The sequence below is a fragment of the Kosakonia sp. AG348 genome (assembly GCF_003337365.1).
GTDB lineage: Bacteria > Pseudomonadota > Gammaproteobacteria > Enterobacterales > Enterobacteriaceae > Kosakonia.
In genome coordinates this window covers 93,357-106,763 of record NZ_QPJR01000005.1, presented here as the reverse complement: position 1 = coordinate 106,763, position 13,407 = coordinate 93,357, and the positions used below count along the sequence as shown (strand labels likewise).

Sequence of the window (13,407 nt, the reverse complement as noted above, 5' to 3'; positions counted from 1 at the left end):
TTTCAACCGAAACGCGCCAACAGAGCGCCCTAAAGAGAAGATTTCCCGATGGTGGAACAGAGTCATTTTGCAGGCATGGAGTGGGTGGATATTGTCAATGAAGACAATGAGGTGATAGCGCAGGCCAGCCGGCAGCAAATGCGGGCGCAATGTCTGCGTCACCGCGCAACCTACATTGTGGTGCATGATGGGATGGGCAAAGTGCTGGTACAGCGTCGCACAGAGATCAAAGATTTTATGCCCGGTATGCTGGATGCCACCGCCGGTGGTGTGGTGCAGGCAGGGGAAAACCTGCTGGATTCCGCGCGCCGCGAAGCGGAAGAGGAGTTAGGTATTGCGGGTGTGCCGTTTGCCGAGCATGGCCAGTTTTACTTTGAAGATGAACACTGTCGGGTCTGGGGCGGGCTGTTCAGTTGCGTTTCCCACGGTCCATTCGCGTTACAGGAAGAAGAGGTCAGCGAAGTATGCTGGATGACGCCGGAAGAGATCACCGCCCGCTGCGACGAGTTCACCCCTGATTCACTGAAAGCGCTGGCGCTGTGGATGACGCGCAATGCCAGCAATGATGTGGAAATAGCGCAGGAAACGGAATAACTAGCAGCTATCCCGCAAGCAAAACGTCGGTGCAATCGGCGTTTTGTTTTCCCAGGTTTCATCATTCAGTCGCGCCAGCAGCGCGCGTCCTGCTTCAATACCAATCTTGCGATGCGGCACGGAAATTGTCGTTAACGGTGGCACACATACCCGGCTGACATCGCTGTCGCCGAAGCCGACAATCGCTAAATCGTCCGGAACCTTAATTCTGCGCCGCTGGCACTCGTAAAGTGCGCCGCAGGCCAGCTCATCCGAGACACACACCAATGCATCCAGTTCCGGCCACGCCAGCAGAAATTCCGGCAATTGTGCCGCTCCCGTAGAAAAGATGGGCGGTGCGGCGGCATTGATCACCCTGTTTGGTGAAAGATGGTGACGTAGCATCGCTTTATACCAACCCTGCAAATGTTGCTGAAAAATCCACTGCTCCTGGTTGGCACACAATAAGCCGATATTCTGATAACCGCGCTGCACCAGCATTTGCGTCAGTTCGAACATTGCCGCAACGTTATCAATACCGATATTCATATCAATGGGATCGGCGCGCACCGCACCGATTTCGATTACCGGAATAGAGGCGTTTTTCAGCCAGTGGCGTACGGTATCGCTATGTTCGACGCTAAGTAAAATGGCCGCGGCCAGATTGGAGGCGAGCAGCGTTTCCAGCAGCTTCTCCTCCTGCTCCAGCCGGTGCTGTGATTCGGCGAGCATGATTTGATAGCCCGCAGGTTGTAACACCTGCTGCAAACCGGCGAACATTTCCGAGCAGCCGGATTCGGCAAGGCTCGGCACCACCATGGCAATCGTCCACGATGAGGCGGAAGCCAGCGCGCTGGCCGCGAGGTTAGGCATGTACCCCAGTTCCTGCACGGCAGCTTCTATTTTCTCGCGCAATTTATCTGAAACCTGCTCCGGGGTACGTAATGCCCTGGAGACGGTCATGGTGCCGACGCCCGCCAGTTGCGCCACATCGGCAAGGGTGACTTTTCCTGTGCTCCGACGTTTTCGGGTAATTGTCATTCCGTTTCCTGAAAGCCCTGATAGCTCAGGCGCTGAGTTATGAGTCATCTCAAGGGAGTATACGCCGGAAATGCCTGCTTTTTCTGCGAATTCCCCTGCGTTTTCATATCTGATAGCGCTATCACATTTTTCGATCATTCCTGTTGGTAGCGCTATCTTTGCGACTATCATCACGGATAAGCGCTGCAGAGTTGCATAAAGTTTGCCCATCTCATCCCGATAAGGAGTGCGAAGTGTTAAACCAATGGCTTAACGACAAAACTATTCAGGTGTTAGAAAGCGTGGAAAACTGGCCGCAAGCGCTGGAGATTTGCGCCAGACCGCTGCTCGTGTCCGGCACCATTACGCCGGAGTATGTGACGGCCATTGTCGCGCAACATCACAAACTGGGACCGTATTATGTGCTGGCACCAGGGCTGGCCATGCCGCATGCCAGGCCAGAGGAAGGGGCAAAAGGTTTAGGCCTGTCATTATTAAAATTGTCTCAAGGGGTGAATTTTGGATCTGAAGAATCCGATCCGGTTGACACCATTATTATGTTGGCCGCACCGGATAAACACAGCCATATTGAAATGATCGCCGCGCTGGCAGAGTTATTTTCCAGCGATGAAGATATGGCACAATTACATCGTGCAAACACTCTGGAGGAAATTAAAAACATTATTCATCGTTTCTGATTTTTATTTTATTTCACCAGTGATGAAACATTGCCTGCTATGGGCGATGCGGTTGTACTCTACTCAAAAAAGGTAAACACAATGAAAATAATGGCAATTTGCGGATCCGGCCTGGGCAGTAGTTTTATGGTCGAAATGAATATTAAAAAAGTGCTTAAAAAATTAAATATTGAAGCGGAAGTCGAACATTCCGACCTCTCTTCTGCCACACCAGGTGCCGCCGATGTGTTTGTAATGGCAAAAGATATTGCAGCCAGCGCCAGCGTGCCGGAAAACCAGTTGGTTGTGCTTAATAACATTATTGATATCAATGAACTGGAAGCGAAAATCAGCGCTTTCTTCGCCAGCCGTTAACATCAACCGGATGCAGCGCACCACGGTGCGACATGCATAAAGCGAGGTGGATATGTTTATCCTTGAAACGCTAAACTTTGTTGTTGATATTTTGAAAGTCCCGTCAGTATTGGTGGGGTTAATTGCGCTGATTGGCCTGGTTGCGCAGAAAAAATCTTTTTCGGATGTCGTTAAAGGTACGGTGAAAACCATTCTTGGTTTTATCGTACTCGGCGGCGGTGCAACGGTATTAGTTGGGTCGTTAAATCCGTTGGGCGGTATGTTTGAGCACGCTTTTAATATTCAGGGGATTATTCCGAATAACGAAGCGATTGTTTCAATTGCACTTGAAAAATATGGCGCTTCTACAGCGCTGATCATGGCGTTCGGTATGGTGGCGAATATTATTGTCGCGCGCTTTACGCGGCTGAAATACATTTTCCTTACCGGACATCACACCTTTTATATGGCCTGCATGATTGGGGTGATCCTCACCGTTGCCGGATTTGAAGGTATCGGTTTGGTGTTTACCGGTTCGCTGATTCTCGGCCTGGTGATGGCGTTTTTCCCGGCGATTGCACAGCGTTATATGAAGCGGATCACCGGCAACGACGATATCGCTTTTGGTCATTTTGGTACGCTGGGCTACGTGTTATCCGGCTGGATCGGCAGTAAATGCGGTAAAGGGTCACGTTCAACCGAAGAGATGAACCTGCCGAAAAACCTGAGCTTCCTGCGAGACAGTTCCATCTCTATCTCGCTGACAATGATCATTATTTATATGATCCTCGCCGTATGTGCCGGGCGTGAGTATGTTGAGGGACAACTGAGCGCCGGGCAGAACTTCCTCGTCTACGCGATTATTCAGGCTATTACCTTTGCCGCAGGTGTGTTCATTATCCTGCAAGGCGTTCGCTTGATCCTGGCGGAAATCGTGCCTGCCTTTACTGGTTTTTCTGAAAAACTGGTTCCCAATGCTCGTCCGGCGCTGGATTGCCCGGTGGTTTATCCCTATGCGCCAAACGCAGTGTTGGTTGGCTTCCTGTTCAGTTTTCTCGGCGGGCTGGTGGGGCTGTTCCTGCTCGGTCAGATGAAGCTGGTGCTGATTCTGCCTGGCGTGGTACCGCATTTCTTCACCGGTGCAACGGCGGGCGTGTTTGGTAACGCTACCGGCGGGCGACGGGGCGCGATGATCGGTGCCTTCGCCAACGGTTTGCTGATCACCTTCCTGCCGGTGTTGCTGCTGCCTGTACTGGGCGCGCTCGGCTTTGCCAATACCACTTTCTCCGATGCCGACTTTGGCTTTATTGGCATTGTGCTGGGCAACCTGGCGCGTTATCTGTCACCGATGGCCATTACCGGTCTGGTGGTGGCGTTGTTCATTGCCTTAGTGATCTGGAATGTGATGTCAAAAGGCAAGTCGGCTGCCAGTGATGCAGATGAAAAGAACGGAGCGAAGTCATGAGCACAATTGCAGAAGTAACACAATTTGCGCGGGACATTCGTGTCGCCACTCTCAGGGCCTTAACGCATCTTGGTTTTGGGCACTATGGCGGCAGCATGTCGGTGGTAGAAACCCTCGCGGTGTTGTATGGCGAGGTCATGCGGATTGACCCGGCCGACCCGGACTGGCCGGAACGCGACTACTTTGTGCTCTCGAAAGGTCACGCTGGCCCGGCGCTGTATAGCACGTTGGCATTGAAAGGCTATTTTCCTCAGGAAGCGCTAATGACGCTCAACGAAAATGGAACCCGTTTGCCAAGCCATCCGGATCGCTTAAAAACGAGGGGCGTAGATGCCACAACCGGATCGCTGGGGCAGGGCATTTCCATCGCGGGGGGAATAGCGCTAGGCCATAAGCTAGCGGGCAGGCCTAATCGCGTGTTTTGTATCGTTGGCGATGGTGAGTTAAATGAAGGGCAGTGCTGGGAAGCATTCCAGTTTATTGCCCATCATCGGCTCAACAATCTGACGGTGTTTGTTGACTGGAACAAGCAACAACTGGATGGCGAGCTGGATGAAATTATCTGCGCCTTCGATCTGCAAGGGAAATTCCGCGCCTTCGGTTTTGATGTCTGTACGGTGAAGGGGGACGACATTGCTGCCCTTCTGGAGGTGGTGAAGCCTGTTCCGCCAGCCGATGCACGGCCGCGGTTGGTGATCCTCGATAGCATTAAAGGGCAGGGGGTGCCGTACCTCGAAAGTCTCAGTAATTCTCACCACTTACGCCTGACAGATGAGATGAAGCAGGCGCTAAACGACACCATTAAACAACTGGAGGCGGCACATGATTAAGGTGGCTGAACCCGGCGGCAAAGACAGTATCGAAATGCGCAAAGTCTATGCCGGTTTTATCAGCGAGCAGATCGAGGCAGGCAGCGATATTATCGCCCTGGAAGCCGACTTGATGAGTTCGATGGCGATGGATGGCGTCCATAAAACGTATCCGCAGCAGGTGATCAATTGCGGCATCATGGAAGCTAACGTGATCGGCACGGCGGCAGGGCTTTCACTGACTGGACGTAAACCGTTTGTGCACACGTTCACCGCTTTTGCCAGCCGACGCTGTTTCGACCAGTTGTTTATGGCGCTCGATTACCAGCGCAACAATGTCAAGGTTATCGCCTCCGATGCGGGTGTCACCGCGTGCCACAACGGCGGGACGCACATGTCATTTGAGGATATGGGGATTGTGCGCGGGCTGGCGCATTCGGTCGTGCTGGAAGTGACAGATGCGGTAATGTTCTCCGATATTTTGCATCAACTGGCGGAGCTGGAAGGTTTTTACTGGGTGCGCACCATCCGCAAACAGGCGCCGACCATCTACCAGCCGGGCTCACGCTTCACCATCGGTAAAGGTAATGTGCTGCGCGAGGGGACAGACATTACGTTAATTGCTAATGGCATTATGGTTGCCGAAGCCCTGACCGCCGCGCAGCAACTGGCGCAAGAAGGTATCAGCGTGGCGGTGATCGATATGTTTACTTTAAAACCTATCGACCGTGAGCTGGTGAAGAACTACGCAGAGAAGACCAGGCGGATTGTTACCTGTGAGAACCACAGCATTCATAACGGGCTGGGCTCAGCCGTGGCGGAAGTGTTAGTGGAAACCTGCCCGGTGCCGATGCGCCGTGTCGGCGTGAAGGAGCGTTATGGCCAAGTAGGGACACAGGATTTTCTGCAACAAGAGTATGGACTCACAGCGAATGACATCGTGGCGGCGGCACGCGAGCTGTTGTAAATAAGCAGGTGTAAATAAAAAAGCGACCATCAGGTCGCCTTTTTGTTGCCGGTTACAGCAGATTACTGCTGTGAAGCCTGGATCGCGGTCAGTGCGATGGTGTAGACGATATCGTCTACCAGCGCGCCACGGGACAGGTCGTTAACCGGTTTGCGCATACCCTGCAGCATCGGCCCGATGGAGATCAGGTCGGCAGAACGCTGTACCGCTTTGTAGGTGGTGTTACCGGTGTTCAGATCCGGGAAGATGAACACGGTAGCGCGACCTGCAACCGGAGAGTTCGGCGCTTTGGATTTCGCAACGTCAGCCATAACGGCAGCGTCGTACTGCAACGGACCGTCGATCACCAGGTCAGGACGTTTTTCCTGTGCCAGACGCGTTGCTTCGCGCACTTTCTCTACATCGCTACCTGCGCCGGAGTTACCGGTGGAGTAGGAGAGCATTGCCACACGCGGTTCGATACCGAACGCGATAGCGGAATCCGCAGACTGAATCGCGATTTCTGCCAGCTGTTCAGCGGTCGGATCCGGGTTGATGGCGCAGTCACCGTACACATAAACCTGTTCCGGCAGCAGCATAAAGAACACGGAAGAAACCAGTGAGCTGCCCGGTGCGGTTTTGATCAACTGCAGCGGCGGACGGATGGTATTCGCGGTGGTGTGCACAGCACCGGAAACCAGACCGTCAACTTCGTCCTGTTCCAGCATCAGCGTGCCGAGAACCACGTTGTCTTCCAGCTGTTCGCGGGCGACGGCTTCGGTCATGCCCTTGCTCTTACGCAGCTCAACCAGGCGAGCAACGTAGCTTTCACGTACCACGTCCGGATCGACGATTTCAATCCCGGTGCCCAGCTCAACGCCTTGCGCAGCGGCAACGCGATTGATCTCGTCCGGGTTACCCAGCAGGATACAGGTTGCGATACCACGTTCAGCACAGATAGCGGCAGCTTTCACGGTACGCGGTTCGTCGCCTTCCGGCAGAACAACGCGTTTGCCCGCTTTGCGCGCCAGCTCAGTCAACTGGTAACGGAATGCCGGCGGAGAGAGACGACGGCTGCGTTCGGAAGTTGCGGTCAGAGAATCGATCCACTGGGCATTGATGTAGCCAGCTACGTATTCCTGAACGTTTTCGATACGCTCGTTATCATCAACCGGAACTTCCAGGTTGAAGCTCTGCAGGCTCAGGGAGGTCTGCCAGGTGTTGGTATTCACCATAAATACCGGCAGGCCGGTGGCGAATGCACGTTCACACAGTTTGCGCACGCTGGCGTCCATTTCGTAACCGCCAGTCAGCAGCAGCGCCCCGATTTCCACGCCGTTCATCGCGGCAAGGCAAGCAGCAACCAGCACGTCCGGACGATCTGCGGAGGTCACCAGCAGTGAACCCGGGCGGAAGTGTTCCAGCATGTGCGGAATGCTGCGCGCACAGAAGGTCACGGATTTCACACGGCGGGTCTTGATATCGCCTTCGTTAACAATGGTCGCATTCAGGTGGCGGGCCATGTCGATTGCGCGGGTAGCAATCAGATCGAAGCTCCACGGCACAGCGCCCAGCACCGGCAGCGGGCTGGCTTCTTGCAGTTTCGCCGGATCGATATGAATAACTTTAGCTTTGGACGAGTCATCAAAAATTTCTGACAGGTCAGGGCGGGTACGGCCTTGTTCATCAACCGGTGCGTTCAGTTTGTTAACGATAACGCCAGTGATGTTGGTGTTTTTCGTGCCGCCGAAGCTGTTGCGGGTCAGTTCGATACGCTCTTTCAACTGCTCTGGCGTGTCGGTGCCCTGAGACATGACAAATACGATTTCTGCGTTCAGCGTTTTCGCGATTTCAAAGTTCAGCGATTGCGCGAACTGATGTTTACGCGTCGGAACCAGACCTTCAACCAGCACCACTTCAGCGTCTTTGCTGCTTTCGTGGTAGCGGGCGATGATCTCTTCCATCAGCACGTCTTTCTGGTTGCTGGAGAGCAGCGACTCAACGTGGCTCATTTTCAGCGGTTCTGCTGCAGTCAGGCCAGAGTTGGCACGCACGATTGTGGTGGTCTGGTCTGGCGCATCGCCACCGGCGCGCGGCTGAGCGATCGGTTTAAAGACGCTCAGACGAACGCCTTTGCGTTCCATAGCACGGATAACGCCAAGGCTGACGCTGGTCAGGCCGACGCTGGTTCCGGTAGGGATCAGCATAATAATACGGGACACGGTTAATCCTCTTTCGTTACCGTCTTGCGAGACGGGTTACAAAACAGCACCGCCAGCGTGGGCTGGCGGTGTGTGGAATCAGGCAGTCAGGCGGCTCGCGTCTTGCGCGATGACCAGCTCTTCGTTTGTCGGGATAACGACAGCCGGGCGGGTGCCTTCTTTGTTGATAAAGCCAGACTTACCAAAACGGGCAGCCAGGTTACGTTCGTGATCAACTTCAAAGCCGAGAACGCCCAGTTTGCCCAGAGACAGCTCACGTACCATGGCGGCGTTTTCACCGATACCGCCGGTGAAGACAACCGCGTCCAGACGACCGTCCATCAGCGCAGTGTAAGAGCCGATGTACTTCGCCAGACGGTGGCAATAAACGTCCATTGCGCGTTTCGCGTCTTCTTTATCTTTGTAATTGTCTTCTACATAACGGCAGTCGCTGGTGACTTCGGTCAGACCCAGCAGACCGGACTCTTTGGTCAGCATTTTGTTGATAGCTTCAACGCTCATGCCCAGAGTGTCATGCAGATGGAAAATGATAGCCGGATCGATATCACCAGAACGGGTACCCATTACCAGGCCTTCCAGCGGGGTCAGACCCATGGACGTGTCAACGCATTTGCCGTTACGGATAGCGGAAACAGAACCACCGTTGCCCAGGTGGCAGGTGATGATGTTCAGTTCTTCAACCGGTTTGTTCAGGACTTTGGCTGCTTCCTGAGTCACATAGAAGTGGCTGGTGCCGTGTGCGCCGTAGCGACGAACGCCGTGCTCTTTGTACAGTTTGTACGGCAGCGCATACAGGTAGGATTCTTCCGGCATGGTGGTATGGAACGCCGTGTCGAAGACAGCCACGTTTTTGTCTTTCAGGTTCGGGAAGGATTTCAGCGCTTCGGCGATACCGATCAGATGAGCCGGGTTGTGCAGCGGTGCGAAAGAGGCTGCATCTTTGATGCCCTGAATAACGGATTCGTCGATAACCACAGAGCTGGTGTATTTTTCGCCACCGTGCACGATGCGGTGACCGATTGCGGTCAGCTGTGCAGACAGTTCTGGTTTTTGTGCCAGAATAGTGTTAACGATAAAGTTCAGCGCTTCGCTGTGAGCGGCACCTGCACCTAAAGCCGCTTCTTGTTTACCGCCATCAATTTTCCACTTGATGCGCGCTTCAGGAAGATGGAAACATTCGGCTAAACCAGAAAGGTACTCGTCACCATTAACTGCATCGATGATTGCGAATTTCAGTGAGGAGCTACCGCAGTTCAGAACCAGTACTAACTTACTCGACATGGAAGTACCTATTTATGATACGTGGCTAAAAAAGGTCAGTGAGTCGCACAGCGTAGCGCAGGTGGACACTGACAATTATGATTAACATCATGCCGGGTTTACTTTCTGGCATGATGAGAAGAATACATAAAATTTTAAGCTATTTTGCGCAAATTTCAGGCAGTGGCATAATGAGCTTAAATTTGACGACTTAAAGATATTCGTCTAATGAACCGGTCAAGGCCGCCACAGGATACCTGATACCAGGTGGGATTGACAAAAAATTTTAACGATGTCATTCGCAGTTGTTGTTTTGCACAATTTTTTTAATTTTTATATGTGAAGTTGAGGTAAACCATGTCCACTTCAGAGAATCGACCCGTCACTTTTTTTAGTTTGTTTCGTCGGGGTCAGCACTATGCGAAGACCTGGCCTATGGAAAAACGCCTCGCTCCGATGTTCGTTGAAAACCGCGTGATCCGCGCAATGCGTTATGCCACGCGCTTTATGCCGCCAGTGGCAGTGTTTACTCTCTGCTGGCAAATTGCGCTCGGTGGCCAGCTTGGCCCGGCGGTGGCTACCGCGTTGTTTGCGCTGAGCCTGCCAATGCAAGGGCTTTGGTGGCTGGGTAAGCGTTCCGTGACGCCGCTACCGCCGTCGATTCTGCACTGGTTTTATGAAGTGCGCGGCAAGCTGCAAGAAGCGGGTCAGGCGCTGGCACCTGTAGAGGGTAAGCCTGATTACCAGGCGCTGGCCGACACGCTTAAACGTGCTTTTAAACAGCTCGATAAAACATTTCTTGATGATTTGTGAATTTGAGCAAATTTCGTAATCTCTATAAAAGAAGGCATTTTTGCGATGTCTTCTTTTTTATTTTTCATCGTGTTCTACCCAAAACCCCCGGCAAATCAAAAAAGCCGTCTTTTTCAGCAGGTAAACTCAAGACATCTTTTTTAATGCGCCGATGTGCCACAGGAGTCGAAAGATGGAAATGACTAATGCCCAACGTCTGATCTTATCCAACCAGTACAAAATGATGACCATGATGGACCCGGCAAATGCGGAGCGCTATCGCCGTTTGCAAACCATTATTGAGCGTGGATATGGCCTGCAAATGCGTGAGTTGGATCGTGAATTCGGCGAGTTGAAAGAAGAGACCTGTCGCACGGTTATCGACATCATGGAGATGTACCACGCACTGCATGTCTCCTGGGCCAACCTGAAAGACACCAGCGCCATTGATGAGCGCCGCGTGACTTTCCTTGGCTTTGACGCCGCAACGGAAGCGCGTTATCTCGGCTATGTGCGTTTTATGGTCAACATCGAAGGTCGTTATACCCATTTCGACGCGGGAACCCATGGCTTTAACGCGCAAACCCCAATGTGGGAAAAATATCAGCGCATGCTGAGCGTGTGGCACTCCTGCCCGCGTCAGTACCACCTGAGCAGTAACGAAATTAATCAGATTATTAACGCCTGAGGAGGTGAGTGTGCAGTGTAAAGGATTTCTGTTTGACCTGGATGGCACCCTGGTGAATTCGCTGCCTGCCGTGGAGCGGGCATGGTGTAACTGGGCTGATCGATTTGGTATCGCGCATGATGAAGTACTGAATTTTATCCATGGCAAACAGGCGATTACCTCGCTGCGGCATTTCTCACCGGGCAAGTCTGAAGCAGAGATTGCGGCTGAGTTTACCTGGCTTGAACAAATTGAAGCGGCAGATACCGATGGCATTACCGCGCTGCCTGGCGCGATTGTGTTGCTTCAGCACTTAGATGAGTCAGCGATTCCGTGGGCCATTGTCACTTCCGGGTCGGTGCCTGTCGCGCACGCGCGACATCGTGCGACCGGGTTGCCGACGCCGAAAGTGTTCGTCACCGCCGAGCAGGTCACACGCGGCAAACCTGAGCCTGATGCTTATCTCCTCGGCGCTCAGCTGCTGGGGCTGGAACCGCAAGAGTGCGTGGTGGTGGAAGATGCGCCGGCGGGTGTCCTTTCCGGCCTTGCTGCAGGTTGCCATGTGATTGCGGTAAATGTTCCTGCAGATGCGCCCCGGCTTGATGAAGTAGATTTCCGGCTCACCACACTCGACGCGCTCGATGTCGCAAAACGGCCGGACGGCCTGGTGGATGTCACGCTAAAGGCCTGATTCCATGATTTAACCCCACTTTTGTGGGGTTTTTTATGGCACTATTTCTCCACTATCAACTGACAAGGATTCGTTGTGAACGGTGAACTTATCTGGGTACTGTGTCTGCTGGGCATCGCGGTGGTGCTTTTTGCGACGGGCAAAGTGCGTATGGATGCTGTTGCGCTGTTTGTTATTGTTGCCTTCGTTCTCAGTGGAACGCTGACGCTTTCCGAAGCGTTCTCTGGTTTTAGCGACCCGAACGTCGTATTAATTGCCGCTCTGTTTATCATCGGCGATGGCCTGGTGCGCACCGGTGTGGCGACGAATATGGGGACGTGGCTGGTCAACATGGCGGGCAGCAGCGAAATCAAAATGCTGGTGCTGTTGATGGTTACCGTTGCCGGGCTTGGCGCGTTTATGAGTTCGACCGGCGTGGTGGCGATCTTCATCCCGGTAGTGCTCAGTGTGTCAATGCGCATGCAGATTTCGCCGTCACGGCTGATGATGCCGCTCAGCTTCGCCGGCCTTATTAGCGGCATGATGACGCTGGTAGCGACGCCGCCAAATCTTGTCGTTAACAGCGAATTGCTACGCGAAGGCTTTAGCGGGTTCAGCTTTTTTAGCGTGACGCCTTTAGGGCTGGTGATCTTGCTGCTTGGCATTATTTATATGCTGTTGATGCGTTTCACGTTGAAAGGGGAGAGTGACGATACCGCGCGTGAAAGCTGGAAACGTCGCAGTTTTCGCGATCTTATTAAGGAGTATCGTCTTGCCGGACGGGCGCGCCGTCTGGCGATTCGCCCCGGTTCGCCAATGATTGGGCAGCGCCTGGATGATTTACAACTGCGTGAACGCTATGGTGCCAACATTATCGGTGTTGAGCGCTGGCGACATTTCCGGCGTGTCATTGTTAACGTTAATGGGGTGTCCGAATTTCGTGCCCGCGATGTGCTGCTGATTGATATGTCTGCCGCCGAAGTCGATTTGCGCCAGTTTTGTGCTGAACAATTGCTTGAGCCGATGATCCTGCGCGGTGAGTATTTTTCCGACCAGGCGCTGGATGTTGGAATGGCGGAGGTGTCGTTGATCCCCGATTCGGAACTGATTGGTAAAACCGTGCGCGAAATCGGTTTTCGCACCCGCTACGGTCTTAATGTTGTTGGTCTGAAACGCAACGGCGAGGCGCTGGAAGGCGCAGTGACGGATGAAACGTTGCAACTGGGCGACGTTTTTCTGGTGGTCGGCAACTGGAAACTCATCAGCCAGCTTGGTTCGCACGGGCGCGACTTTGTGGTGCTCAACTTACCGGTGGAAGAGAGCGCCGCTTCCCCGGCGCACAGCCAGGCGGCACACGCTATTTTTTGTCTGGTATTGATGATTGCATTGATGCTGACCGATGAAATTCCCAATCCGGTTGCCGCGATCATTGCTTGTATGCTGATGGGCAAGTTCCGCTGTATTGATGCAGAAAGTGCGTATAAAGCGATCCACTGGCCGAGCATTATTTTGATTGTCGGCATGATGCCGTTCGCGCTGGCGTTGCAAAAAACCGGCGGTGTGGATCTGGTGGTGAAAGGGTTGATGGATTTGGGCGGCGGCTATGGCCCACATCTGATGCTGATATGTCTGTTCGTGATGTGCGCCACGATTGGGTTATTTATCTCTAACACCGCCACTGCGGTATTGATGGCGCCGATTGCGCTGGCGGCGGCGAAATCGATGGGCGTGTCACCTTATCCGTTTGCCATGGTCGTGGCGATGGCGGCCTCGGCGGCGTTTATGACGCCTGTTTCCTCACCGGTGAATACGCTGGTTTTAGGGCCGGGTAACTATCAGTTCAGTGATTTCGTAAAAATTGGCGTGCCGTTCACGTTACTGGTGATGGTGGTCTGCGCATTATTAATCCCGGTGCTATTTCCGTTCTGACCTGGCCGGGCTGTTGGCCCGGC

The 13,407-nt window shown here is 53.3% G+C and carries 13 protein-coding genes; 10 read left to right on the top strand and 3 right to left on the bottom strand.

The genetic code is table 11. The annotated features are described in order from the left end of the window. Nucleotides 1–48: 48 nt before the first annotated feature. A complete protein-coding gene (gene yfcD / locus DFO56_RS13835) occupies nucleotides 49–594 on the top strand; it encodes an NUDIX hydrolase YfcD (RefSeq protein WP_020454543.1) in 546 nt (181 codons plus the stop codon). On the opposite strand, the gene DFO56_RS13830 is transcribed toward yfcD, so the two are convergent. Beyond that, nucleotides 595–1,614, bottom strand: a complete 1,020-nt coding sequence (locus DFO56_RS13830; RefSeq protein WP_020454542.1) for a LacI family DNA-binding transcriptional regulator — start codon at nucleotides 1,612–1,614, stop codon at nucleotides 595–597. Between the two features lie 233 nt (nucleotides 1,615–1,847). Here DFO56_RS13830 and DFO56_RS13825 point away from each other — a divergent pair, with 233 nt between their 5' ends. From DFO56_RS13825 to DFO56_RS13805, 5 genes are all read left to right on the top strand, one after another. Further along, nucleotides 1,848–2,291 carry a PTS sugar transporter subunit IIA gene (locus DFO56_RS13825; protein WP_045513018.1) on the top strand — a complete coding sequence of 148 codons (444 nt, stop codon included), beginning with the start codon at nucleotides 1,848–1,850 and terminating at the stop codon, nucleotides 2,289–2,291. A gap of 81 nt (nucleotides 2,292–2,372) precedes the next feature. After that, the gene (locus tag DFO56_RS13820; RefSeq protein ID WP_020454540.1) at nucleotides 2,373–2,645 is read left to right on the top strand and encodes a PTS sugar transporter subunit IIB; all 273 of its coding nucleotides are present in this window, start codon (nucleotides 2,373–2,375) and stop codon (nucleotides 2,643–2,645) included. A 52-nt stretch (nucleotides 2,646–2,697) separates the two neighbouring features. After that, nucleotides 2,698–4,089, top strand: coding sequence for a PTS ascorbate transporter subunit IIC (locus tag DFO56_RS13815; protein WP_020454539.1), 1,392 nt, complete (start codon nucleotides 2,698–2,700; stop codon nucleotides 4,087–4,089). Continuing rightward, the gene (locus DFO56_RS13810; RefSeq protein ID WP_020454538.1) at nucleotides 4,086–4,919 is read left to right on the top strand and encodes a transketolase; all 834 of its coding nucleotides are present in this window, start codon (nucleotides 4,086–4,088) and stop codon (nucleotides 4,917–4,919) included. The genes DFO56_RS13815 and DFO56_RS13810 overlap by 4 nt, the downstream gene beginning before the upstream one ends. Continuing rightward, complete coding sequence (locus tag DFO56_RS13805) at nucleotides 4,912–5,865, top strand: transketolase family protein (RefSeq protein ID WP_045513014.1); 954 nt, start codon at nucleotides 4,912–4,914, stop codon at nucleotides 5,863–5,865. The genes DFO56_RS13810 and DFO56_RS13805 overlap by 8 nt, the downstream gene beginning before the upstream one ends. Nucleotides 5,866–5,927: 62 nt before the next feature. Here DFO56_RS13805 and pta read toward each other — a convergent pair whose 3' ends face one another. Both pta and ackA read right to left on the bottom strand, forming a co-directional pair. Further along, nucleotides 5,928–8,066 (bottom strand): phosphate acetyltransferase, encoded by a 2,139-nt coding sequence (gene pta / locus DFO56_RS13800; RefSeq protein ID WP_017458608.1) that lies wholly within the window; start codon nucleotides 8,064–8,066, stop codon nucleotides 5,928–5,930. Between the two features lie 78 nt (nucleotides 8,067–8,144). Then, complete coding sequence (gene ackA / locus DFO56_RS13795) at nucleotides 8,145–9,347, bottom strand: acetate kinase (RefSeq protein WP_020454536.1); 1,203 nt, start codon at nucleotides 9,345–9,347, stop codon at nucleotides 8,145–8,147. Between the two features lie 336 nt (nucleotides 9,348–9,683). Between ackA and yfbV the strand changes: the two genes are divergently transcribed. The 4 genes from yfbV to DFO56_RS13775 all read left to right on the top strand — a co-directional run bounded on the left by yfbV (nucleotide 9,684) and on the right by DFO56_RS13775 (nucleotide 13,384). After that, nucleotides 9,684–10,139, top strand: a complete 456-nt coding sequence (yfbV, locus tag DFO56_RS13790) for a terminus macrodomain insulation protein YfbV (RefSeq protein ID WP_044489434.1) — start codon at nucleotides 9,684–9,686, stop codon at nucleotides 10,137–10,139. Nucleotides 10,140–10,311: 172 nt separating this feature from the next. Then, on the top strand, nucleotides 10,312–10,806 hold the full coding sequence (locus DFO56_RS13785; protein ID WP_017458605.1) for a YfbU family protein: 495 nt from the start codon (nucleotides 10,312–10,314) through the stop codon (nucleotides 10,804–10,806). 10 nt (nucleotides 10,807–10,816) lie between these two features. After that, nucleotides 10,817–11,476, top strand: coding sequence for a sugar phosphatase (locus DFO56_RS13780; RefSeq protein WP_045513001.1), 660 nt, complete (start codon nucleotides 10,817–10,819; stop codon nucleotides 11,474–11,476). 75 nt (nucleotides 11,477–11,551) lie between these two features. After that, on the top strand, nucleotides 11,552–13,384 hold the full coding sequence (locus DFO56_RS13775; protein WP_020454532.1) for an SLC13 family permease: 1,833 nt from the start codon (nucleotides 11,552–11,554) through the stop codon (nucleotides 13,382–13,384). Nucleotides 13,385–13,407: the final 23 nt, after the last annotated feature.

What these genes read in the sequence shown, in the direction of transcription:
- yfcD (WP_020454543.1), top strand. Translation starts at nt 49, where the DNA reads ATGGTGGAACAGAGTCATTTTGCAGGCATGGAGTGGGTGGATATTGTC.
- DFO56_RS13830 (WP_020454542.1), bottom strand. Translation starts at nt 1,614, where the DNA reads ATGACAATTACCCGAAAACGTCGGAGCACAGGAAAAGTCACCCTTGCC.
- DFO56_RS13820 (WP_020454540.1), top strand. Translation starts at nt 2,373, where the DNA reads ATGAAAATAATGGCAATTTGCGGATCCGGCCTGGGCAGTAGTTTTATG.
- DFO56_RS13815 (WP_020454539.1), top strand. Translation starts at nt 2,698, where the DNA reads ATGTTTATCCTTGAAACGCTAAACTTTGTTGTTGATATTTTGAAAGTC.
- DFO56_RS13810 (WP_020454538.1), top strand. Translation starts at nt 4,086, where the DNA reads ATGAGCACAATTGCAGAAGTAACACAATTTGCGCGGGACATTCGTGTC.
- DFO56_RS13805 (WP_045513014.1), top strand. Translation starts at nt 4,912, where the DNA reads ATGATTAAGGTGGCTGAACCCGGCGGCAAAGACAGTATCGAAATGCGC.
- ackA (WP_020454536.1), bottom strand. Translation starts at nt 9,347, where the DNA reads ATGTCGAGTAAGTTAGTACTGGTTCTGAACTGCGGTAGCTCCTCACTG.
- yfbV (WP_044489434.1), top strand. Translation starts at nt 9,684, where the DNA reads ATGTCCACTTCAGAGAATCGACCCGTCACTTTTTTTAGTTTGTTTCGT.
- DFO56_RS13785 (WP_017458605.1), top strand. Translation starts at nt 10,312, where the DNA reads ATGGAAATGACTAATGCCCAACGTCTGATCTTATCCAACCAGTACAAA.